Origin of the sequence: Maricaulis virginensis (assembly GCF_027922185.1) — a bacterium.
GTDB lineage: Bacteria > Pseudomonadota > Alphaproteobacteria > Caulobacterales > Maricaulaceae > Maricaulis > Maricaulis virginensis.
Window position 1 is genome coordinate 68,709 of sequence record NZ_BSFE01000007.1, and the last position, 20,757, is coordinate 89,465.

Below are 20,757 nucleotides of genomic sequence, written 5' to 3' on the forward strand. Positions count from 1 at the left end.
GCGAGCCCCATCCACTTTCCAGCGTTTATCTCTCCCGCGGTCCTTCGGCCTGAGCGTTTCCGGGGCGGTTGCGCCTTCGGCGCCGGCGTTATTTGCCGGTCTCTCCCGCGGGGAGTTTGGTCCCGCAAGGCGCACACTGCGCCCGCCTCGCGGTTGCAGCGGACTCTATGATTCCGCGCCCCGGAGTCAATGTCGCAGCGCCGTTAATCCACCGATTCCCACGGCGAGAAACAGGCGCCCAGACCGCCCTGCAGCAATCCCATCAAACCAGCCTGTTCCTCCGCGGGAAGCGCCGCCGCCTCGGCCGCGGATGTATCGCGGGCCGCTTCCCAGTCCGTCAGCATGGAGCGGTCCTGGATAGCGCCCTGGGAACCCAGTGCGAAGAGACGGTAGACCTGCGGTGTCGCATTGTCCTGCAGATAGCCATCGAGACAGGAACAGAACGCGTCGTGGTCCTCGGGCAGGCCGCCGCTGCGGTCGACCTGCTGGATACGGCAGGCGTGCTGCATCCAGGCAGAATGATCCGCCGGATCTTCGGAGAAGGTCGCAGGTTCGGACGCGACAAGAAACGTGGCAAGGACGGTCAGGATCATGCGGAAACTCCCGGTTTTCGCCACCCTACCCGATCGCCCGGCACGCAAACTCCCCCGTTCGGGGGAGAGCGCTACATCCGTTCCGGCGCTTCCAGACCGAGCAGACCGAGGCACAGCTCCAGCTGCTTCAGCGTCGCTTCGGCCAGCGCCAGCCGCGAACGCTTCACCGCATCCGTCCCGGCGGACAGGATCGGGCAGGCCGAATAGAATTTCGAGAAGGCCTGGGCCAGCGTGAAGGCGTGGTCGCAGATCGCGTTCGGCGCCCGGTTCTCGCACGCCTGCTCCAGCGCCGCGCCGAAAGCGTCCAGCGCCAGAACGAGATCGCGCTCCTCGGCCGCCTCGGCCGAAATCGGCCCCGGCTCGACGCCCGCCTCGGCCGCCCGGCGCATCAGCGATTTCACCCGCACCGCGGCATAGAGCAGATAGGGACCGGTCTTGCCCTCGAAACTGGTGAAACGATCCAGGTCGAAGACGTAGTTCGTCGTGCGATAGTTCTGCAGGTCGGCGAATTTGATCGCGGCAAGGCCCACCATGCGCGCCACCCGGTCATGCTCTTCCGCGCCGACATCTTCGGCGAGACCGGCCTCCTTGAGGCGTTCATCGGCGCGTTCGATGGCGCTGGCGATCAGATCGGCCAGGCGGAACGTCCCGCCATCGCGCGTACGCAGACGCTTGCCGTCGGTGCCGTTGACCGTGCCGAACTTGACGTGTTCCAGCGACCCTTCCGGTGCCAGGCCGGCCTTGTCGGCAGCGCGGAAGACCTGTTCGAAATGGTCCGACTGCGCCAGATCGACGACATAGAGCGTCAGGTCGGGGCCAACGGTCTGCTTGCGATCCAGTATGGTGGCGAGATCGGTGGTGCCGTAGAGGGAGGAGCCTTCCGACGTCACCAGAATCAGCGGCGCCAGCTCCTTCTTGTCGCCGTCACGGGCGACCCGGACGACCCAGGCGCCTTCGCTTTCCTCGGCCACGCCGCGTGCCTTGAAGTCGGCCACCAGCCCGTCGATCAGATCATTGACGTCGCTTTCGCCCTTCCACAGGTCGAATTGGACACCCAGATCGCCGAAATCCTTCTTCAGCGCCGCAACGGAAACGTCGATGAAGTGACGCAGCAGGGCGCGATAGCCGGCCCGGCCGGCCTGCAGCTCGGCCGTCGCACGGCGGGACTTTGCCAGCCGGTCAGCGTCTTCCTTGGCCTTCTTCGAGGCCTGCGGATAGAGCCGCGCCAGATCCTCGATATCGACCGGCGGTTCGGACGGATAGCCGTCCGTGATCGCGGCGTCGAAATAGGGAAGATCGGGCTGTTCTTCTTCCAGCTCGGTGATCAGGTGGCCCATCTGCAGACCCCAGTCACCGAGATGGATGTCGGAAATCACCGTGTCGCCGCGGAAGCGGAACAGGCGCTGCAGGCTGTCCCCCAGCACCGAAGAGCGCAGATGGCCGACATGCATCGGCTTGGCCACATTCGGCCCGCCGAAATCGATCATAACCTTGCGCGGCTCGGACACTTGTGGCGCACCGGCACGGTCGTCCGACGCGATCTCGGCAGCGCGGGCATTGATCGCCGCGCCTGCCGGCAGGAGGTTGATGAAACCCGGTCCGGCGATCTCGGCCTTCTCGATCAGCGCATCACCGGAAATCCGGTCCAGCACGGCCTGGGCGATCTCGCGCGGCGGCTTGCCCGCCTGCTTGGCCGCCGGCATGGCGCCATTGCACTGAAAGGGAAAGCGTTCCGGGTTCTGCTTGGACGGGGTGACACGGCCCAGCTCCCGCGGAAGCTCGAGGGAAGCAAACGCGTCGCCCAGCACACCGCTGAGCTGTTCGGCAATAGAAGGCATGTTTCTAGTCCTGGCCGGCCGCCACGCGGAAACGCTGACCGGAGCGATTGAAGGCGATCTGTTCCGGCGTCAGCTCGAAGCCGACGATGATCTCGAAGTTCACGCCCGACGTGCCCTCGTCTGCCCGCGGGATCGAAATCGCGTCGATCTCCTCGGTCAGGTAGACGCGGTCCTCACCGGCGTCGAACTCGACACGGATCGGGAAGACTTCCTTGTGGATCACGTCGTAGTCACGGCGGGTAATGGCGACGAAATACTCATAAGTGCGCGCATCACCGCGTGCGGCGGGACCGCGGCCGAAGCCCATATCGATCTCGAGATTCGCCAGGATCGGACGTTCGCCGTAATAGCTGCACAATGAGCGCACAGCGAGAATCTCACCCGTAAAGCCGACATTCTCGTAGGCCACTTCACCGCCTTCCAGCTCGACCAGACGCTGCGCTTCGTAAAGCGACAGGGCCGACGGGCACGGTCCGGCATTCGGTTCCGGCGACGAGAGGGCATCGGACACCGACTGGCAGCCGCTCAGCAGGCCGGCTGTGACAGCGAGGGCGGCGATGGACCGCACGTGACTGGAAAACGCCCGAGTGAAATACATTGTGCACTACCTGTCCTGGAAACGGACCCCGCCACTGGATAGCGGCCGGGCACTTTGTTAGGACGGTCATACGATGCACATGCGGCTTCCGCAACGGCATCGCTGAAGGAGATTGCGAGCCGATGAGCGCGCCCCGACCACCACTCACCCTTCTCTTGACCGCTCCGCGCGGCTTCTGCGCCGGTGTGGATCGGGCGATCCAGATCGTCGAACGCGCCCTCGAGCGCTTCGGCGCGCCGGTCTATGTACGCCACGAGATCGTCCACAACCGGCATGTCGTCGAACGGCTGGAAGCCATGGGCGCCATCTTCGTGGAAGAGCTGGACCAGTGCCCGGATGACCGGCCGGTGGTGTTTTCCGCCCATGGCGTGCCCAAGAGCGTGCCGGCGGAAGCGCAGCGGCGCGAGATGATCTATGTCGATGCCACCTGCCCGCTCGTCTCCAAGGTCCATGTCGAAGCCCAGCGCCACTTCACCAATGGCGACGAGATCGTGCTGATCGGCCATGCCGGCCACCCCGAAGTCGTCGGCACGATGGGGCAATTGCCCGACGGCGCCATCACGCTGGTGGAAACCGTCGAGGATGCGCAGCACTTCGAACCGCGCGACCCGGCCAAGCTGGCCTTCGTCACCCAGACCACGCTGTCGGTCGACGACACCTCGGCCATCGTCGAGGCTCTGCAGGCGCGCTTCCCGCATATGAAGGCGCCGCACAAGGAAGACATCTGCTACGCCACCACCAACCGCCAGGACGCGGTGAAGGCCGTCGCCTCGCGCAGCGACATGGTCTTTGTGATCGGCGCGCCCAACTCCTCCAATTCGGTGCGCCTGGTCGAGGTCGCGAAACGGGCCGGCGCACCGCGCGCCGAACTTGTGTCCTGCGCTGCCGATGTGGACTGGGACGCGCTGGGCGAGGTCTCCACCGTGGGCATCACGGCCGGAGCTTCGGCACCGGAAGACCTGGTCCAGGGTCTGATCGAGGCTTTCCGCGAGCGCTATGATGTGACCGTCGAGCATGTCAGCGTGACCAAGGAAGACGTGGTCTTCAAACTGCCGCGTGCGGTGGCCTGAGGACACCGGCGATGAGCCAGAACAAGACCCGGCCGACCAGCGTTTCGCCCTCAGATTTCATCGCCTCGATCGAGCATCCGGTGCGCCGCGCCGATGCGGAAACCCTGCTGGAGATGATGACCCGTATCACCGGCTGGGAGCCGAAGATGTGGGGACCGGCAATCGTCGGCTTCGGGCAGTATCACTATCGCTATGACAGCGGCCGGGAAGGCGATTTCATGCGCACCGGCTTCTCGCCGCGCAAGGCGAACATGGCCGTCTACATCATGCCCGGCTATTCCGATCACAGCGCCATCCTCGCCCGCCTGGGCAAGCACAAGTCCGGCAAGTCCTGCCTCAATATCAACAAGCTGGCCGATGTCGATCTGGACGTGCTCGAAGAGCTGATCCGGGCCGGCCTGGCCGACATGGCGGAAAAATATCCCGAATGACCCTGATCGTGATCCACACCGACGGCGCCTGCTCCGGCAATCCGGGGCCCGGCGGCTGGGGCGCGATCCTGGAATGGAACGGCCACCGCAAGGAACTCAAGGGCGGTGAGCGCGACACGACCAATAACCGCATGGAAATGATGGCGGCGATCCAGGCGCTCGAAGCGCTCAAACGCCCCGGCCAGACGGTGAAACTGGTCACCGACAGCGTCTATCTGCGCGATGGCATCACCAAGTGGATCCATGGCTGGAAAAAGCGCGGCTGGAAGACCGCTGACAGGAAGCCGGTCAAGAATGTCGATCTCTGGCAACGCCTCGATGCGCTGACGCAAAAGCACGATATCGACTGGCAGTGGATCAAGGGCCATGCCGGCCACGCCGAGAACGAACGGGCCGACGAACTCGCCCGCGAGGGTCTCGCCGAAGCGCGCTAACCCGACGCTGCCCGGCCGCCGGTCTCAAGGCTGTCCGGCTCCGCAGACTCCCGCTCGGCAGACAGGGCCGCATCCAGCACACGGCGCACGCTTTCCAGATCGAGCGGCTTGGACAGATAGTCCGTCGCGCCGATATCGAGATAGCGCTCGCGCGCGCCGGCCGTCGCGTCAGCGGTGACGGCAAAGACCGGCAGATCGGCCCAGCGTTCGCCCGAACTGCGGATCTGGATGATCGTGTCCTCGCCGGACATGACGGGCATCTGGATATCCATCAGCACCGCATCGTAGGGCGTGTTCGCCAGGGCTTCGATCGCCTCCAGCCCGTCGGTGGCGGTATCCACCTCGTGACCCAGCGAACGCACCAGCGCAGCGGCGACGACGCGATTGGTCTCGACATCGTCCACCACGAGAATCCGGCCCGGCGCCACCGGCAGCGCCGGATTCTCCCTGCGTAAATCCTCGTCCTCGACAGCGGCCATTTGCGGCAGCGGCAGTTCGAACCAAAAACAGGCGCCCTCGCCCAGACGGCTGTCGACGCCGATCTCGCCGCCGGCCTGCCGGACGATCTCCCGGCAGATGGTCAGGCCCAGCCCGGAACCGCCATGCTTGCGCGTCACGGATGCATCGACCTGTGCGAAGCGGTCGAAGACGTGCTCCAGCCGGTCTTGCGGAATACCCGGACCACTGTCACGGACTTCGAACCGGATCCGGTCGCCCTCTGTTCGGTAGATTCTTACGTCGACATGGCCCGTATCGGTGAATTTGACGGCATTGCCGGCGATATTGATCAGCACCTGGCGCAGCCGCGCCTCATCGCCGCCCACAATGGCCGGCACATCGGCCGCCATGTCGCAAGCGACCGCCAGGCCTTTCTCCCGCGCCATCGGTTCGACCACACGCAGCGCATCGGCGACCATGTCGTGCAGGTCGAACGGCTCGAAGGCCGCTTCAGCCACCCCTGACTCGATCTTGGAGATATCCAGCACGTCCTCGATCAGGCTGAGCAATGCCCGGCCGGAGGATTGCAGCGTCTCGACATAGTTCGCCTGCACCCCGTCGAGGTGCGTCATCTTCAGCAATTGCGCCATGCCCAGAACACCATTGAGCGGTGTGCGGATCTCGTGGCTCATATTGGCCAGGAATTGCGACTTGGCCGCATTGGCCTGTTCGGCTTCCTTGCGGCGGCGGTCCAGTTCGCGGGCCGTGTTCACATCGTCGGTGATGTCGAAATTGGTACCGGAGATGACCCGGCTTCCGTCATAGCGGCGGACAATGGACGCACTCACGCGGACATGGCGGACGCTGTCGTCCGGCAGAATGGCGCGGTACTCGAAGATGGCCGGCCCGCCGCTTTCGATCGCCTCATCGACAACGGCCATGACCCGGTGGAAATCATCCGGATGCACGCATTCGCGCCACTTCTGGAAGGTCATTTCCTCGTCGAAACCCTCCCGCCCGAAGATGCGGTTGCAGGCCTCGTCCCACCAGAAATACGGCTTGTCGATGCCGAACTCCCAGACGCCGACGGCCGACGCCTCCAGTGCCATGGACAAACGGCTCGACAGGGTTGCCATCTCGGCCTCGCGTGAGCGCCGTTCCGTCACGTCACGATAGGATCCGATCAGCTTGATCGCGCGGCCATCGGCAATCACCGGCTTGCCGACCACCTGCACCCAGATGCGGCGGCCGCGAGCCGTGACCATCGGGACTTCCATGTCCCAGCTGCCCAGATCGCCGATAAATCCGTCGACCGTCGTGCGCACATCCGCGCGTGCCTCTTCCGCGATGAAGGAGATGAGATCCTCGCGCGTGATCTCGCGGTTCGGCGGCACGTCAAGGATCCGGCGGGTGGTTGCGTCCCACTCCACTGCACCGGTCAAGAGATCGACTTCCCAGCTGCCGATCCCGCTCAGCTCGGTGACAGCGGCAAGCCGGGCGCGCGTGCGCTCCTCGACATCGACGAGGCGCATCTTTTCGGTGATGTCCTCGGCCGAACCGGCCATGCGGATCGCGCATCCGGACATGTCCTGCTCGGCCTGTCCGCGCACATGCAGATGCAGGTAGTGGCCGTCCGCGTGCTGGAAACGGTAGGCAATCTCCAGCGGCTCACAGGTTGTCCAGGCGTGTTGCAGGGCCTCGTGGACCCGCGTCCGGTCGTCCGGGTGAATCCGCGACAGCAACAGATCCAGACCGTCACGGGCATAGGTGCCGCGGTCCTCGGCACTGGGCGGGCGGCCGATAATCTCGAGCAGGCGGTTCGAGGTGAACAGCTCATCGTTGACGAGATCGACTTCCCAGATGCCGGCCGTCATGCCGGCGATGGCCAGGCTGAAGCGGCGCTCGGACTCAGCCAGCCGCTGCAGAACATTGTCACGGTCGCTGGAGGTGCGGCGTGCATAGATGATATCGCCGATGGTCTGCAGCAGCGGTGAAATATCCTTCAACGCAGCATCCGTATATCCATCCGGCCGGTTGGCGAGCCCCAGAAGGGCAACGAACTCGCCATGCGAGTGAAGCGGAATACCGGCATAGGCGTTGAGCGGCGGATGCCCGGGCGGCAATCCGCCTACTGCAGCATGTTCCACCGGCGTGTTGGCGATGACCCGGTCGCCGGTCTTCAGGCTGTAGCCGAACAGGGTGTCGAGATTGCGGAATTCCAGACCGTTTTCCGCGTTGGTCTCGTAAAACTCGCGGGTCTGTTCGTTCCAGGAGATATCGGTGATCGCCCAGGTCTTGAGATAGGGGCGGCCGGCGTCCTGCAGCACTTCACCGATAAAGCCGTACTCGCTCTTGGTCAGGCGCAGCACCGTCTCCAGCAGATCGTCGAACGCTTCGCGCTCGGCGCCCTCGCCGGAGATGAACACACTCTGCACACGCGCGATCGCGGCGAGGACTTCATTGGCCGTCGCGATATCGGCGTTTTCGAGTGCTGGTGTGCTGTGACGGTCAGCCAATCCTACCCCCGGACAAGCGGGCGGCCTGTCATTGCGCGCCCGATTTTCCACGAGCCTAGGATCTGCGCGTTACGATGGATTTAAAAACGGCGATTGTGCATTTGCGTTCGAATACGAATATTCGCTGCATCGCAACAAATACTTCGAGCCACAAAGACAAAGGGCCGCGGCAGTGATGCCGCGGCCCCAGGCCGGCTTTGCCGTCCCCCGAAGACGGAGGCTAGTTGCTCAGGCGGAATTCCAGCTCGTAGGAATGACCGTCGGTCTGGGCCGCGGCCGGCGCAAAGCGCCAGGCCTCGATGGCCGACAGGGCGGCGCGGTCGAACACGCCGGCCGGCGTGGCTTCGGCGATCTCGGCATTGACGACTTCACCGCTCGGGGCGACCGAATAGGTCACGCGGACAGAGCCTTCGATACCGCGGCGTTCGGCGCCACGCGGATACTCCGGGGCAACACGCTCGATCGCTTCGCGCTCCGGCGCGTCGGCGGCAGAGGCCGCACCGGCCAGGGCAACCGGAGCTGCAATCATGGAAAGGCTCAGGCAGGCGGAGAGGATGTTCTTGTTCATGGCGTTCACTCAGCGAGGTTAGGTGCGTTTGCGAGCGAAGGTTTAGGGCCTGTGTCTTGCCACCTCGCTTCCGGAATCCCTAAATTTTGATCGAACCCGAAACTTTATGCAGTGGCCTGCGAGTCGGGTGCCGCTGCAGCGGGCGCAATCGTCAGGATCACACCGCGAACCTCGGTCACGAACCAGTGCGCACCGGTTTCCGGATCGGATCCGTCCGCCGTCTGCGCCGACCATTCCGTATCGCCATAGCGTACCCGTCCCTGCCCCGCTGAAAAGGCCCCGACCACGGTCACCCGCTGTCCGACCATCCGGCCGGACCGGTCGTTGAGACCGCTGTCCGATCCCGACTTCAGCGCCGGACGGACCCAGCGGTCGCCGGCCCAGAGGAGCGGCAGGGTCAGCACGATGAACACACCCAGCTGGATCGGCCAGCTGACGCCGAAGGTTTCCATCGCCACAAAACCGGTCAGGAAAGCCGCGGCCGCCGGCCACAGAAGATAGGTGGTGCCGGTGAGCAACTCGGCGATCAGGATGACGCCGGCAATCGCCCACCAGGCCCACATGTTCATGCGGTCGAAGACTGAAAAGAGGATATCCATGACAAAAACCTCCTGTCGCCTGTCTGCTCAGCCCTGACCCTTGCGGGTCGCCTCGCTGATGGCGTCGTGCGCCGCCTTGCCCAGTTCGCCCACACCGGTAATCGTGCCGATGATGTTGGAGAATTCGGCGGGAATGATAACGGTGCGCTGCTGTTCGCTGGTCGCCAGCTTGCCGAAGGCCTCGACGTATTTCTGGCCCAGGAAATAGTTGATGGCGGACACATCGCCCTTGGCAATGGCGTCGGAGACCAGCTGCGTTGCCTTGGCTTCGGCCTCGGCTTCGCGCTCGCGGGCCTCGGCGTCGAGGAAGGCACTTTCCTTGCGGCCCTCGGCCTCGCGGATGGCGGCTTCCTTCTCGCCCTCGGCGCGCAGGATGGCGGACTGCTTGGCGCCTTCCGCCTCGAGGATCTCGGCACGCTTCAGGCGTTCCGCCTTCATCTGGCGCGCCATGGCCTCGGTAATGTCGACGGGCGGCGACAGGTCGCGAATCTCGATCCGGGTGACCTTCACGCCCCAGGGATTGGTGGCAGCATCGATCACGCCCAAGAGGCGCGCATTGATCTCGTCGCGCTTGGACAGGGTCTCGTCCAGGTCCATGGCGCCAATCACGGTCCGCACATTGGTCAGGGCCAGATTGATGATGGCGAATTCCAGATTGTCGACCTCATAGGCCGCGCGCGGCGCGTCGAGCACCTGGATGAAGACGACAGCATCGACGGACACCGTCGCATTGTCGCGGGTGATCACATCCTGATTGGGCACGTCCAGTACGCGCTCGCGCATGTTCATCTTGTAGCCGATGGAGTCGATGAAAGGCACGATGAAGTGGAGACCCGGCTTCAGGGTCCGCGTAAAGCGTCCGAAGCGCTCGACCGTGAATTCCCGCCCCTGTGGCACCGTCTTGATCACCGAAGCGATGATGAAGAGTGCCAGAAGGAAGAAAACGCCAATACCGATCAGACCGAAATCCATGCGGAACCCCTTTCTTGTTTGTCTTGCCGGCGGCCGGGCGGCGCCATGCCGCCCGGACCGGTCCAGGGCAGATCCCTAGAGCTGACCGAGAATATGGTCAGCGGATGACACCCTGAATTCGCCGGGTGCCTCGACGTTCAGTTCGGACACGACGCCGTCCTTCACGATCATGGAGAAGCGCTGCGAGCGCGTGCCCATGCCGAAGCCGGATCCGTCCATTTCCAGGCCGGCAGCCTTGGCGAACTCGCCATTGCCGTCGGCCAGCATCACCACGTCTTCGCCGGCATTCTGGGACTTGCCCCAGGCGTCCATGACGAACACGTCGTTCACCGACACGCAGGCGATCGTATCGACGCCCTTCGCCTTGATCTCGGACGCTTTTTCAACGAAGCCCGGCAGGTGCTTGGCCGAGCAGGTCGGCGTGAAGGCGCCCGGCACTGCAAACAGCGCCACGGTCTTGCCCGCGAACACATCGTCCGTCGACAGCTTCGTCGGCCCGTCCGCCGTCATCGTCATGAAGCTGGCTTCGGGAAGGCGATCTCCGACCGAAAGGGTCATGTCAGTTCTCCTATGAGTTAGTATTCATGCAAACACGCACGGCAAGATAGCGGGAACCTGGCTGGACGCATCCCCTCTTTGCGGCGAACATGGCGGCCATGGACCGTGCGACCGACACAGATGTGGACGAGAGTTTCCTCAACGGCAAGCTTCTCGTCGCCACGCCGAGCATCGGCGATCCGCGCTTCGACCGCGCCGTGATCCTGATGTGCGACCATGCCGCCGATCACGCGATGGGGATTGTCATCAACAAGCCCGTCGAAGGCCTGCGCATGCCGGAACTGTTCCAGCAGCTCGATATCGCGGGCGGCAAGGGCGCGCCCGACCGGCCGGTCCTGCTGGGCGGTCCGGTCGACCGGGATCGCGGCTTTGTCCTGCACTCGACCGACTTCCACGCCGAGGAGTCCACCCTGCCCGTCTGCGACGGCATCCTGCTCACCGCCACCCGTGACGTGCTGGAAGCCATCGCATCGGACCACCCGCCACGGCGCAGCCTGATGGCGCTGGGTTATGCCGGCTGGGGCGCCGGCCAGCTGGAGAACGAGCTGGCCGCCAACGCCTGGCTGGTCACCGATCCGGACGAGGGGCTGATCTTCGACACCGAGGATGCCGGCAAGTGGGAGGCCGCTCTTGACCTGATCGGCGTAACGCCCGAACACCTGTCCATGATCTCCGGCCACGCCTGAGCCGAACGACCTCCCCGCAACGAAAAGACCCACTCATGAATGCGCACACCTTTGAAAGCGGCGAATTCGCCGGCTGGCACTACTGGCCGACCGATCCTTTCGAACAAGCCGCCGGTCCCTTTTTCTATCGCCATGTCGACGGCGAGGCGGTCTGTGCCTTCCGGGTGCAGAAGAAGCAGCTGAACGGCATGGGCATCATTCATGGCGGCTGCCTGATGAGCTTCGCCGACTTCGCCCTGTTCGGCATTGCGCATGAGGAGATGGGACCGTCCGGCTATGGCGTCACGGTCGCCTTTACCTCCGAGTTTCTCGGCAGTGCGCGCGAGGGCGACTACATGGAAGCGCGCGGCGAGGTGTTGCGGGCCGGCGGCTCGCTGATCTTCGTGCGCGGGGTGATCACCGCCGAGGGCAAGCCCTGCCTGAACTTCTCCGGCACGATCAAGCGGCTGCGCGAACGCTAGGCCGCCGGCGCCGTGCCCGATCTCCTGATCCTCATCGCCGCTGCTTTCGCCGCCGGCGTGCTGAACACGCTGGCCGGCGGCGGCACTTTCCTCACCTTCCCCGCACTGGTGCTGACCGGCATGCCGCCCGTCGCTGCCAATGCGACCAGCGCGGTCGCCGTCCTGCCGGGCTATGCCGGCGGCATGGCCGGCTATCGCCGCGAACTCGGCACTCTGCCCCGCGCGCAATTGCTGCATCAGGCCGGCACGGCGCTGGCCGGAGGCCTTGCGGGAGCCGGGCTCCTGCTGCTCACACCCGACACGGCCTTCACCCAAATCATCCCCGCGCTGATGCTTGTCGCCACCCTCTCTTTTGCCTTTGGCGACGCCTTGCGCGCCCGTCTCGCGGGCACGACCGCTACAGGCCGGATCGCGAGCACAGCCGAGCTTTTTCTGGTCTGTGCCTATGGCGGCTATTTCAATGGCGGGCTGGGCATCATGCTGCTGGCGCTGTTTGCGCTGCAGGGCATGACCAGGCTGCACACGATGAACGGGCTGAAGACCGCCGTCTCGCTGATCGTCTCGGCGATCTCGGTTGCCGCCTTTGCGCTGGCCGGCCTGGTCGCCTGGACACCGGCGCTGGCGATGATGGCCGCAGCGACCGCCGGCGGCTATCTCGGCGCGCCGCTGGCGCGGGTCCTGCCCGACAGCGTGGTGCGCGGGGTGATCATCGCGACCGGCGGCTTGATGACAGCGATTTTCGCACTGCGCGCCCTGGCCTAGACGCCCGGCGCCGCAAAGCGCCCGGCGATACCGTTGGCGACGGCATCGGCTGCCGCGTCCGGCGAGAGGGCGCCGGCATAGCGATAGCCCTGCACGAACTGGCAGCCCATCTCGCGCAGCCGATCCGCAGCCTCGGTGCTCTCGACACCCTCGGCCACGACTTTCATGCCGAAATGGTTTGCCAGCTGGATCACCGACTTCACCACCGTCCCGGCGCTCTCGTCCGCGCTCATGGCGCGGATGAAGTAGCGGTCGATCTTGACGACATCGAAGGGCAGCATGTCGAGCCGCGCGAGCGAGGAATAGCCGGTGCCGAAATCATCCAGCGCGAGGGCAATCCCTGCCTCGGACAGACGCTTCATCGCGCCCGCCGCCTGCTCCGGATCGCGCATGATCTCGGTTTCCGCAATCTCCAGCTTGAAGGCCCCGTCCGGCAGCTGCGCCTCCTTCACCGTCGCAATCAGACGGTCGCAGAAAACCGGGTCGACAAGTTCGGAAACTGTTGCATTGGCGGCCACGAAAAGGGCGCCGGATGTCACATGAGCGGTGCGCCAGGACGACAGGTCTGCGACCGCACTGCTGCGCACCTGATCGGAAATGCGCTCGAGCAGATCGAGATCCTGGGCCATGTCGAGAAAATCGTCCGGCGCCAGCACGCCCAGCCCCGGCCGCTCCCAGCGCGCCAGTGCCTCGAAGCCCGCCAGACGGCCCGTGGAAAGATCGATCACCGGCTGGTACCAGGCCAGCACCTCCCCGTTCCCGACGCCGTTGGCCAGCGCATGTTCCTCGCTGATCCGGCCAGCTCCATCGGCGGTGCTGCCGGCGGGTGTCATCAGGCCCTCGACCCGCCCCTCGCCATTGCGGCGGCCGAGCAGGCGCACATAGGCAAGCCGTCCCTTGTCACCGATCAGTCGCAGGCGGATATCGATCCGGTCCCGGTCCAGGGCAGCGGTCAGGCGCGACTGGTCGGCGGGACCGAGGCGATCGAGAAAGCCGGCCCAGGCGAGCTCGGCTTCATCCAGGCCAAAGCGGGCGATATCGCCGGTGAAACGCACCCGGCCCGCAACCGTATCGCAGGCGAAGGCGACTGCGCCGGCCGCCCGGGCACCGGCCTCGAAGTCGGTTCCCGTCATGACCGCGGATCGGTCGAGAGAATGGCGTAGCGCTCGTGGTCGCGCCATTCCCCGGCGATATTCAGATAGGCACGGGCGAGCCCTTCATGGGTAAAGCCGACGGCCTCGAGAAGCGTGCGGGACGCCGTGTTCGCCGGCTGACAGGCCGCCTCGATCCGGTGCAGGCGCAACTCGTCGAAGGCAAAGGCCAGGACACGGCGCACCGCGGCGCGGGTGTGGCCCTGGCGCACATAGGGACTGCCGATCCAGTAGCCGATATCCGCACTCTGCAGCACGCCGCGGCGGACATTGTTCAGATTGCAGGCGCCAAGCAGGACATTGTCGCGGGCACGCATGACAAAGAAGGGATAGCCGGTTCCAGCATTTCGGTCCGCGTCATAACGCTCGATACGGCGGCGGAAGGCGCCCTTGGACAGCTCGTCCTGGGTCCAGGCCGGTTCCCACGGCTCGGTGTGCGCGCGGCTGGCGCTGCGCAGGCGAGCCCAGGCCTCGTAATCCTCCAGCTGCGGCATGCGCAGCCGGATGCCTTCGCCGATCAGCGGGTCGTCCCACGGGGTTTCGCGCCAAACTGCCACCAGTCCATTCTCCCGTCCGGGCGGCTTGTTGTCCGCCTTCTCTCTACATCATTCGACCGGCGTGCGCCGCATCAAAGACGCAGCCGGCCACGCGCGACGTGGAAAGCTGCGTAGACACCGACCAGCGCGAGTGCCAGCCCGTACCAGGTCAGCGCATAGCCCAGATGCCGCGAAGGCGGGGTCTGGGCGAGGCTCTGCGGCAGGCCGAGATCGGCCCGCGCCCACACCGGGGCAATGCGCGCCGGATCGGCGCCCAGCGCCGCAGCCATGGCGTCAACATCGAAACGATACCACTGATTGGTATCCGGATCGTTGCGTCCGCTGAAAACGCCTGCCGCCGGCAGGGGTTCGATACGCCATTGCGAGACCGGCGTGCGATCGCCGTGCATCAGGGTTTCAAACCCGGTTTCCACGAAGACCAGCCGGTCCGGCTCTCCGGCCTGGCAAGCCGGCACGGCCATCAGGCCGACGCGGGCCCAGCCCGGCGCGTCGCGCAGCGTGTAGACCCTAAGGGTTTCCCCCGTCAGCGGCGCGGGACCGGTGACGCTGGGTCCGAAATCGCCCTCGAAACCGTTGCACAATGCGGCCTGGAAGCTTGCCACCTCGCCACGTCCCTCGAAGGCATCGATCCGGTCGGCCTTCCAGGACATGCGCTGCATCTGCCAGGTGCCAAGGGTGAGCAGCAGGGCGAGCGCCGGCAGGCTGAACAGGGTGAGGAGCGGAAGCGGTCGGAAGTGCGGCATGGGATGCCCGGTCCCTCCGGGAAGCTTGAATGTCTGCGGCCGGAAGGCAGCCCGTCTAGTCGTCGAGCCGGGCTTCCTGCGCGTCGTGTTCGAACTGCAGCGCGAAGAGCAGCCCCTTGATCGGCCGGAGCAGCAGGATCGAGACGACGGGGATGAAGGGGATCTGGAAGATCAGGTGCACCCACCAGGGCGGCGAGAAGGCGACCTCGACCAGCAGGTAGAGAATGACGGCGAGAAAGCCGACGATGAACATCACGAACACCGATGCCCCGTCGCCCACATCCGCCTTGTCGAAGTCCGCACCGCACACATCGCAGCGCGGCGCGATCTTCAGGAGGCCGTCGAACATGGCCCCCTCCCCGCATTTCGGACAGTGCCCTGAGACGCCGGCCTGGAACGGGGAGGGTTTGGTCATGACGGTCCGGCTCCTAGCCGAATGTTACGTAGACGAAGGCGAACAGGAAGAGCCAGACCACGTCGACGAAGTGCCAGTACCAGGCAGCGGCTTCGAGACCGAAATGCTTCTCCGGCGTGAACTGGCCGGCCAGCAGACGGAACAGGCAGACCGCCAGGAAGATCGTCCCGATGACCACGTGCGCGCCGTGGAAGCCCGTCGCCATGAAGAAGGCCGAACCGTAGAGATTGCCGCCATCGGCGATCGAGAAGGCGAAGTGCGCTTCCATGTATTCGACCACCTGCAGCGAGGTGAAGCACACACCGAGAATGACCGTGAAGATCAGGCCCAGCGTGGCACCCTTGCGATCGCCATGCTGGAGGGCGTGGTGCGCCCAGGTAACCGTGGTGCCCGAGAGCAGCAGGATCAGCGTGTTCATCAGCGGGATGTGCCACGGATTGAAGGTTTCCACACCGACAGGCGGCCAGGTGCCCAGGCCCTGGAAGTCGGCGGCCAGCGTTGCGCCGTCCCAGCCGGCACGCACTTCATGGAAGATGGCGTATTCGAAGAAGATCCAGAACCACGCGACGAAGAACATCACTTCGGAGGCGATGAACATGATCATGCCGTAGCGCAGGTGCAGGTCGACGACCGGCGTATGGTCACCGCGGCGCGATTCCTTGATCACGTCGCCCCACCAGCCGATCATCGTATAGATCACAACTGCGAAGCCGAGCAGCAGGCCGCCGAAGGCGCCGTCGCCATACATGAAGGCCAGCGGGTGATCCGCGCCGACCAGGCCCTTCATATTGCCGACCGCACCCACGGCCAGCAGGAAGGCACCGAGCGAGCCCACAAACGGCCACGGGCTCGGATCAACCAGGTGATAGTCGTGCTTTGCGGCATGCCCAGCCATCGCGAATCTCCTGCGATTTCAAATCAGCCCCTTGATGCGCCCTGATTACAGGGCGGGGCGTCAAGGTTCAATGCTAAGGCGCGGCGTCGGACGAGGCCGCATCCCCCTCGGTTTCAAAAAACGTGTAGGACAGGGTGAGTGTCGAGATGTCGTCCAGCCGGCGTTCCTCGTCGAGCAGCGGATCGACAAAGAACAGCACCGGCATTTCGACGCTTTCACCCGGTTCCAGGGTCTGTTCGGTGAAGCAGAAACATTCCAGCTTCGAGAAATAGGACGCCGCCTTGAAGGGCGCGACATTGTAGGTCGCCACACCGGTGATCGGGTGGTCGGACGTGTTGGTGGCCGTGTAATAGGCCAGGGCCGTCTCGCCGATCCGCACCGTCATCGATCGCTGCACGGGATGGAATTCCCAGGGCAGGTCGCGGCTGATATTGGCGTCGAACAGCACGGTCACTTCACGATCGAGGATTGCACCGGCCTCGCCCATGGCGACCGTTGTGGTGCCGCCATAACCGGTGACCTTGCAGAACAGGTTGTAGAGCGGGACGGCCGCAAAGGCCGCGCCGACCATTGCCACCGCCGTGGTGCCGGCCATCAGCGCGACGCGCGTGTTCGCATTTTGCCAAAGACGCTTCATCCGGCCGCTCCCGCAATATTCTGGCTCAGGCGCACAACCGTGATCAGGAAGACCGCGACCATGAAGGCAACCAGCCCCCAGGCAATGTAGACATTGCGGCGCTTGCGAGCCTTTTCCTGTTCCGGCGTCAGACGGACATGCTCGCCCGTGGCCTGGCCTTCACGATGATGGAAACCGAAATTGTCGTCGCGATCGCTCATCCCGTCACTCCCGGAACAGCGAAATAGGCGCCCAGCCCGTGTTCGGCAATGAGGGCGGCAAACAGCGCGGCCAGATAGCCGATCGAATAGGCGAAGAGATCGCGTGCGGCCTTGTCACCGGCGCGGACGGCGTAAAGCTCGCCCTCTTCGGCCGAACCGGCCTCACCGGCCCGAGATGCGAAAACGCGCCAGGCCAGCAGCATGAACAGCGCTCCGCCGCCCAGCGAGGTCGCGGCATAGGCCAGACCGCCCAGCCCCGTGAGGACGGGCGCACCGGCGAACACGACCATGACGATCGAATAGAGCAGGATCTGCAGCCGGGTCGATTTGGGGCCCTTGGCCACCGGCATCATCGGCACGCCGGCCGCGGCATAGTCGCCGGACTTGTAGAGCGCCAGCGCCCAGGAATGCGGCGGCGTCCACAGGAAAATGATCATGAAGAGGACAACCGCATCGAGCGAAACTTCGCCCGTGGCTGCAACCCAGCCGATCATGGGCGGGAAAGCGCCGGCGGCCCCGCCGATGACGATATTCTGCGGCGTCGAACGCTTCAGGATCATCGTGTAGATGACCGAATAGAAGAAGATGGAGAAGGCCAGCAGACCCGCAGCGAGATAATTGCTCGACAGCGCCATCAGCAGGACCGACAGCACGGCCGCCACCACGCCGAAACCGTAGGCATTCGACACCGACACCGCGCCACGCGGCACGGGCCGCTTGCGGGTGCGCTTCATCGTGGCGTCGATATCCGCGTCATAAGCCATGTTGAGCGCACCGGCCGCACCGGCGCCCATGGCCACGCACAGGATCGACATGAAAGCCAGGAACGGGTCCATGTCGGCCGGGGCCGCGACCAGACCGGAGAAGGCGGTGAAGACGACCAGCGTCATCACCCGCGGTTTCATCAGGTCGAAAAAGTCGCGGGGCGAGGCTGTCGAAACAGCCCCGCCCTCTGCGCGCGTAACGCCGGTTTGGGTCAGCGTGTCCAAGGGGCCACCTACTTGATCTTCGGCAGCTCGTTGAACTGGTGGAAGGGCGGCGGAGAGGACAGGGTCCACTCCAGCGTCGTGGCGCCTTCGCCCCACGGATTGGCGTCGGCCTTCCGGCGGCGCACCATCGCGTCGATGAGCACCAGGAAGAACAGAACCATACCCACCAGCATGATCAGGTAGCCCACCGTGGACACGTAGTTCCACAGGGCGAACCCGTCGGCATAGTCGACATAGCGGCGCGGCATGCCCTGCAGCCCCAGGAAGTGCTGCGGGAAGAAGATCACGTTCGCGCCGATGAAGAAGAAGGCGAACTGCAGACGCGCCAGGATCGAGTTGTACTTCACACCGAAGATTTTCTCGAACCAGTAGTACCAGCCAGCGAAGATCGCGAACACGGCACCCAGAGACAGCACGTAGTGGAAGTGCGCCACGACATAGTAGGTGTCATGCAGGGACTGGTCGACGCCGGCATTGGCCAGAACGACGCCCGTCACACCACCCACGGTGAACAGGAAGATGAAACCGATCGCCCACATCATCGGCGTGCGGAATTCGATCGAGCCGCCCCACATCGTCGCGATCCAGGAGAAGATCTTGATGCCCGTGGGCACCGCGATCACCATCGTGGCCGCAATGAAGTAGGCCTTCAGATCAACCGGCATGCCGACCGTGTACATGTGGTGCGCCCACACGATGAAGCCGATGAAACCGATCGCCACCATGGCGTAGGCCATCCCGAGATAGCCGAAGATCGGCTTGCGCGAGAAGGTCGACACGATGTGCGAGATGATGCCGAAGCCGGGCAGGATCAGGATATAGACTTCCGGGTGACCGAAGAACCAGAACAGGTGCTGGTACATCACCGGATCGCCACCGCCCATCGGATCGAAGAAGGTCGTGCCGAAATTGCGGTCCGTCAGCAGCATGGTCAGGGCGCCGGCCAGGACCGGCAGCGACAGCAGCAGCAGGAAGACCGTCACCAGCACCGACCATACGAAGAGCGGCATCTTGTGGATCGTCATGCCCGGCGCGCGCATGTTGAAAATGGTGGTGATGAAGTTGATGGCGCCCAGGATCGAGCTGACACCCGCGATGTGCAGGGACAGGATCAGGAGGTCCATCGCCGGACCGTTATGGCCCGAGGTCGAGAGCGGCGGGTAGAGCACCCAGCCACCGCCGAAGCCGTGATCGCCACCCGCACCCGGCACGAACATCGACATCACCGCCAGCGCGAAGGCAAAGGGCAGCAGCCAGAACGAGATGTTGTTCATCCGCGGGAAGGCCATATCCGGCGCGCCGATCATCAGCGGCACGAACCAGTTGCCGAAACCGCCGATCATGGCCGGCATGACCATGAAGAAGATCATGATCAGGCCGTGCATCGTCGTGGCGACGTTGTAATTGTGCTCGTTGCCCCAGAAGCCGTTGTTGAAGACCTGCAGGCCCGGCTCCATAAGCTCCCAGCGCATCAGGCCGGACAGGGCACCGCCGATGATCCCCGCGAAAATCGCGAAGACCAGGTACATCGTGCCGATGTCCTTGTGGTTGGTCGACAGCACCCAGCGGCGCCAGTCCCACATGCTCGGGGTGTGATCGTCGTGCGTAGCGGCGTCAGCAGACATGGTTCAGCCCATCCCTAGTCGAGTTGCGCCAGGCGCGTTTCCCGCGCGGCGGAATATTCAGCAATCACGGCATTGGCCTCGTCCGAACCCGGACCGGCCTCGACCCAGGCGTCGAACGTGTCCTGCGACACGACGTGAACCTCGATCGGCATGAAAGCGTGGCGGATGCCGCACAGCTCCGAGCACTGGCCGTAATAAGTGCCCTCTTCGGTCACCTGGAACCAGGCTTCGTTGATGCGGCCCGGAATGGCATCCATCTTGGTGCCGAAGGACGGCATCGCCCAGTTGTGGATCACGTCGGCCGCAGTGACCTGCAGACGAACGACGGCATCAACCGGAACGACCAGCGGATAGTCGACCGACAGGTTGCGCAGCTGGCCTTCGGAGAGATCCTCTTCCGCAACCATCGTGGAGATGTACTGCGGCACTTCGTGGTCGGGATACTCATAGCCCCAATACCACTGATAGCCCGTCGCCTTGATGGTGAAGTCGGCTTCCGGAATCTCGTCCTGGAAGTACAGGAGCGGGAAGGAGAAGACCGAGATGACGATCAGGATCATGACCGGCACCGCCGTCCAGACGACTTCGAGCAGCGTGTTATGGCTGTTCTTGCTGGCTTGCGGATTGGCTTTGCGGTTGTAGCGGATCATCACCCAGAGCAGCAGACCCATCACGAAGAGCGTGATCGGAATGATGATCCAGAGCAGGATGTTATGGAAACTGGTCACGCGTTCCATGATCGGCGTGACGGCCGGCTGAAAACCCAGATGGCCGTCCGTCGGCTGGCCGGGCGTTGCGAGTGCGCCGGCAGCGGCGGTTGTCCAAGTAAGCACGAGTGCGGTCAGGAATCGCATGGCTTCCCCATACAAGTCAGGCATTAAGGCAGGAATCCCCCGCCGATGGCGGCGGAATATAGAGCCCGGTCACGGCCGTGTCAGGCCGTCAACGGCATTTTTTGTACCGGCATTCGCACATGATATCAGAATAGCCGGCAACTCACTGATTTTAAAAGCTCTACACT

General features: G+C 64.3%; 24 protein-coding genes and 1 riboswitch. Of the genes, 6 read left to right on the forward strand and 18 right to left on the reverse strand.

Annotation, left to right across the window (positions count from 1 at the left end; genetic code table 11):
* Window positions 1–27 precede the first annotated feature (27 nt).
* A riboswitch (glycine riboswitch) is annotated at window positions 28–118 on the reverse strand.
* Window positions 119–203: 85 nt separating this feature from the next.
* The 3 genes from PKE71_RS12535 to PKE71_RS12545 form a co-directional block, all read right to left on the reverse strand.
* The gene (locus PKE71_RS12535) at window positions 204–593 is read right to left on the reverse strand and encodes a hypothetical protein (RefSeq protein WP_271187325.1); all 390 of its coding nucleotides are present in this window, start codon (window positions 591–593) and stop codon (window positions 204–206) included.
* 71 nt (window positions 594–664) lie between these two features.
* Complete coding sequence (argS, locus tag PKE71_RS12540) at window positions 665–2,431, reverse strand: arginine--tRNA ligase (RefSeq protein WP_271187326.1); 1,767 nt, start codon at window positions 2,429–2,431, stop codon at window positions 665–667.
* Window positions 2,432–2,435: 4 nt separating this feature from the next.
* On the reverse strand, window positions 2,436–3,029 hold the full coding sequence (locus PKE71_RS12545) for a hypothetical protein (RefSeq protein WP_271187327.1): 594 nt from the start codon (window positions 3,027–3,029) through the stop codon (window positions 2,436–2,438).
* Between the two features lie 122 nt (window positions 3,030–3,151).
* Between PKE71_RS12545 and ispH the strand changes: the two genes are divergently transcribed.
* The 3 genes from ispH to rnhA are packed head-to-tail and all read left to right on the forward strand — an operon-like array spanning window position 3,152 to window position 4,964.
* The gene (gene ispH / locus PKE71_RS12550; protein WP_271187328.1) at window positions 3,152–4,099 is read left to right on the forward strand and encodes a 4-hydroxy-3-methylbut-2-enyl diphosphate reductase; all 948 of its coding nucleotides are present in this window, start codon (window positions 3,152–3,154) and stop codon (window positions 4,097–4,099) included.
* An 11-nt stretch (window positions 4,100–4,110) separates the two neighbouring features.
* Window positions 4,111–4,530 carry a DUF1801 domain-containing protein gene (locus tag PKE71_RS12555; RefSeq protein WP_271187329.1) on the forward strand — a complete coding sequence of 140 codons (420 nt, stop codon included), beginning with the start codon at window positions 4,111–4,113 and terminating at the stop codon, window positions 4,528–4,530.
* Entirely contained in the window at window positions 4,527–4,964 is a 438-nt protein-coding gene (rnhA, locus tag PKE71_RS12560) for a ribonuclease HI (protein ID WP_271187330.1), read from the forward strand. Before PKE71_RS12555 ends, rnhA begins: the two co-directional genes overlap by 4 nt.
* Here rnhA and PKE71_RS12565 read toward each other — a convergent pair.
* From PKE71_RS12565 to PKE71_RS12585, 5 genes are all read right to left on the reverse strand, one after another.
* Window positions 4,961–7,918: a PAS domain-containing protein gene (locus PKE71_RS12565; protein WP_271187331.1), complete on the reverse strand. Its 2,958-nt coding sequence runs from the start codon at window positions 7,916–7,918 to the stop codon at window positions 4,961–4,963. The two genes, rnhA and PKE71_RS12565, sit on opposite strands and share 4 nt — an antisense overlap.
* Window positions 7,919–8,138: 220 nt before the next feature.
* Window positions 8,139–8,486, reverse strand: coding sequence for an energy transducer TonB (locus PKE71_RS12570; RefSeq protein ID WP_271187332.1), 348 nt, complete (start codon window positions 8,484–8,486; stop codon window positions 8,139–8,141).
* Window positions 8,487–8,590: 104 nt separating this feature from the next.
* Window positions 8,591–9,085 carry an NfeD family protein gene (locus PKE71_RS12575; protein WP_271187333.1) on the reverse strand — a complete coding sequence of 165 codons (495 nt, stop codon included), beginning with the start codon at window positions 9,083–9,085 and terminating at the stop codon, window positions 8,591–8,593.
* A 27-nt stretch (window positions 9,086–9,112) separates the two neighbouring features.
* Window positions 9,113–10,057: an SPFH domain-containing protein gene (locus PKE71_RS12580; protein ID WP_271187334.1), complete on the reverse strand. Its 945-nt coding sequence runs from the start codon at window positions 10,055–10,057 to the stop codon at window positions 9,113–9,115.
* A gap of 75 nt (window positions 10,058–10,132) precedes the next feature.
* Entirely contained in the window at window positions 10,133–10,615 is a 483-nt protein-coding gene (locus PKE71_RS12585) for a peroxiredoxin (protein WP_271187335.1), read from the reverse strand.
* Between the two features lie 98 nt (window positions 10,616–10,713).
* Between PKE71_RS12585 and PKE71_RS12590 the strand changes: the two genes are divergently transcribed.
* Genes PKE71_RS12590 through PKE71_RS12600 form a run of 3 tightly spaced genes read left to right on the forward strand, consistent with a single transcriptional unit; the run spans window position 10,714 to window position 12,524 of the window.
* Window positions 10,714–11,301, forward strand: a complete 588-nt coding sequence (locus tag PKE71_RS12590; protein ID WP_271187336.1) for a YqgE/AlgH family protein — start codon at window positions 10,714–10,716, stop codon at window positions 11,299–11,301.
* A 35-nt stretch (window positions 11,302–11,336) separates the two neighbouring features.
* Complete coding sequence (locus tag PKE71_RS12595) at window positions 11,337–11,762, forward strand: PaaI family thioesterase (protein WP_271187337.1); 426 nt, start codon at window positions 11,337–11,339, stop codon at window positions 11,760–11,762.
* A 12-nt stretch (window positions 11,763–11,774) separates the two neighbouring features.
* Complete coding sequence (locus tag PKE71_RS12600; protein ID WP_271187338.1) at window positions 11,775–12,524, forward strand: sulfite exporter TauE/SafE family protein; 750 nt, start codon at window positions 11,775–11,777, stop codon at window positions 12,522–12,524.
* Here the strand turns inward: PKE71_RS12600 and PKE71_RS12605 are convergent.
* The 10 genes from PKE71_RS12605 to coxB all read right to left on the reverse strand — a co-directional run bounded on the left by PKE71_RS12605 (window position 12,521) and on the right by coxB (window position 20,590).
* On the reverse strand, window positions 12,521–13,657 hold the full coding sequence (locus PKE71_RS12605) for an EAL domain-containing protein (protein ID WP_271187339.1): 1,137 nt from the start codon (window positions 13,655–13,657) through the stop codon (window positions 12,521–12,523). The two genes, PKE71_RS12600 and PKE71_RS12605, sit on opposite strands and share 4 nt — an antisense overlap.
* Window positions 13,654–14,232, reverse strand: a complete 579-nt coding sequence (locus PKE71_RS12610) for a GNAT family N-acetyltransferase (RefSeq protein WP_271187340.1) — start codon at window positions 14,230–14,232, stop codon at window positions 13,654–13,656. The genes PKE71_RS12605 and PKE71_RS12610 overlap by 4 nt, the downstream gene beginning before the upstream one ends.
* Window positions 14,233–14,303: 71 nt before the next feature.
* Window positions 14,304–14,975, reverse strand: a complete 672-nt coding sequence (locus PKE71_RS12615; RefSeq protein WP_271187341.1) for an SURF1 family protein — start codon at window positions 14,973–14,975, stop codon at window positions 14,304–14,306.
* A 55-nt stretch (window positions 14,976–15,030) separates the two neighbouring features.
* Window positions 15,031–15,324, reverse strand: coding sequence for a DUF983 domain-containing protein (locus tag PKE71_RS12620; protein WP_271187342.1), 294 nt, complete (start codon window positions 15,322–15,324; stop codon window positions 15,031–15,033).
* Window positions 15,325–15,403: 79 nt separating this feature from the next.
* Complete coding sequence (locus tag PKE71_RS12625; RefSeq protein WP_271187343.1) at window positions 15,404–16,285, reverse strand: cytochrome c oxidase subunit 3; 882 nt, start codon at window positions 16,283–16,285, stop codon at window positions 15,404–15,406.
* A gap of 73 nt (window positions 16,286–16,358) precedes the next feature.
* Window positions 16,359–16,922, reverse strand: coding sequence for a cytochrome c oxidase assembly protein (locus PKE71_RS12630; RefSeq protein ID WP_271187344.1), 564 nt, complete (start codon window positions 16,920–16,922; stop codon window positions 16,359–16,361).
* Window positions 16,919–17,122 carry a protoheme IX farnesyltransferase gene (locus PKE71_RS12635; RefSeq protein WP_271187345.1) on the reverse strand — a complete coding sequence of 68 codons (204 nt, stop codon included), beginning with the start codon at window positions 17,120–17,122 and terminating at the stop codon, window positions 16,919–16,921. Before PKE71_RS12635 ends, PKE71_RS12630 begins: the two co-directional genes overlap by 4 nt.
* Window positions 17,119–18,102, reverse strand: a complete 984-nt coding sequence (locus PKE71_RS12640; RefSeq protein ID WP_373878818.1) for a heme o synthase — start codon at window positions 18,100–18,102, stop codon at window positions 17,119–17,121. Before PKE71_RS12640 ends, PKE71_RS12635 begins: the two co-directional genes overlap by 4 nt.
* Window positions 18,103–18,119: 17 nt before the next feature.
* Window positions 18,120–19,736, reverse strand: coding sequence for a cytochrome c oxidase subunit I (ctaD, locus tag PKE71_RS12645; RefSeq protein WP_271187347.1), 1,617 nt, complete (start codon window positions 19,734–19,736; stop codon window positions 18,120–18,122).
* 14 nt (window positions 19,737–19,750) lie between these two features.
* The gene (gene coxB, locus PKE71_RS12650) at window positions 19,751–20,590 is read right to left on the reverse strand and encodes a cytochrome c oxidase subunit II (RefSeq protein ID WP_271187348.1); all 840 of its coding nucleotides are present in this window, start codon (window positions 20,588–20,590) and stop codon (window positions 19,751–19,753) included.
* Window positions 20,591–20,757: the final 167 nt, after the last annotated feature.

Excerpts from the sequence above, each read along its gene's own strand:
- PKE71_RS12580 (WP_271187334.1), bottom strand. The coding sequence starts at position 10,057 with ATGGATTTCGGTCTGATCGGTATTGGCGTTTTCTTCCTTCTGGCACTC.
- PKE71_RS12595 (WP_271187337.1), top strand. The coding sequence starts at position 11,337 with ATGAATGCGCACACCTTTGAAAGCGGCGAATTCGCCGGCTGGCACTAC.
- rnhA (WP_271187330.1), top strand. The coding sequence starts at position 4,527 with ATGACCCTGATCGTGATCCACACCGACGGCGCCTGCTCCGGCAATCCG.
- ispH (WP_271187328.1), top strand. The coding sequence starts at position 3,152 with ATGAGCGCGCCCCGACCACCACTCACCCTTCTCTTGACCGCTCCGCGC.
- ctaD (WP_271187347.1), bottom strand. The coding sequence starts at position 19,736 with ATGTCTGCTGACGCCGCTACGCACGACGATCACACCCCGAGCATGTGG.
- PKE71_RS12535 (WP_271187325.1), bottom strand. The coding sequence starts at position 593 with ATGATCCTGACCGTCCTTGCCACGTTTCTTGTCGCGTCCGAACCTGCG.
- PKE71_RS12545 (WP_271187327.1), bottom strand. The coding sequence starts at position 3,029 with ATGTATTTCACTCGGGCGTTTTCCAGTCACGTGCGGTCCATCGCCGCC.
- PKE71_RS12605 (WP_271187339.1), bottom strand. The coding sequence starts at position 13,657 with ATGACGGGAACCGACTTCGAGGCCGGTGCCCGGGCGGCCGGCGCAGTC.
- PKE71_RS12575 (WP_271187333.1), bottom strand. The coding sequence starts at position 9,085 with ATGGATATCCTCTTTTCAGTCTTCGACCGCATGAACATGTGGGCCTGG.
- argS (WP_271187326.1), bottom strand. The coding sequence starts at position 2,431 with ATGCCTTCTATTGCCGAACAGCTCAGCGGTGTGCTGGGCGACGCGTTT.
- PKE71_RS12590 (WP_271187336.1), top strand. The coding sequence starts at position 10,714 with ATGGACCGTGCGACCGACACAGATGTGGACGAGAGTTTCCTCAACGGC.
- PKE71_RS12555 (WP_271187329.1), top strand. The coding sequence starts at position 4,111 with ATGAGCCAGAACAAGACCCGGCCGACCAGCGTTTCGCCCTCAGATTTC.
- PKE71_RS12630 (WP_271187344.1), bottom strand. The coding sequence starts at position 16,922 with ATGAAGCGTCTTTGGCAAAATGCGAACACGCGCGTCGCGCTGATGGCC.
- PKE71_RS12635 (WP_271187345.1), bottom strand. The coding sequence starts at position 17,122 with ATGAGCGATCGCGACGACAATTTCGGTTTCCATCATCGTGAAGGCCAG.
- PKE71_RS12625 (WP_271187343.1), bottom strand. The coding sequence starts at position 16,285 with ATGGCTGGGCATGCCGCAAAGCACGACTATCACCTGGTTGATCCGAGC.
- coxB (WP_271187348.1), bottom strand. The coding sequence starts at position 20,590 with ATGCGATTCCTGACCGCACTCGTGCTTACTTGGACAACCGCCGCTGCC.
- PKE71_RS12620 (WP_271187342.1), bottom strand. The coding sequence starts at position 15,324 with ATGTTCGACGGCCTCCTGAAGATCGCGCCGCGCTGCGATGTGTGCGGT.
- PKE71_RS12615 (WP_271187341.1), bottom strand. The coding sequence starts at position 14,975 with ATGCCGCACTTCCGACCGCTTCCGCTCCTCACCCTGTTCAGCCTGCCG.
- PKE71_RS12570 (WP_271187332.1), bottom strand. The coding sequence starts at position 8,486 with ATGAACAAGAACATCCTCTCCGCCTGCCTGAGCCTTTCCATGATTGCA.
- PKE71_RS12585 (WP_271187335.1), bottom strand. The coding sequence starts at position 10,615 with ATGACCCTTTCGGTCGGAGATCGCCTTCCCGAAGCCAGCTTCATGACG.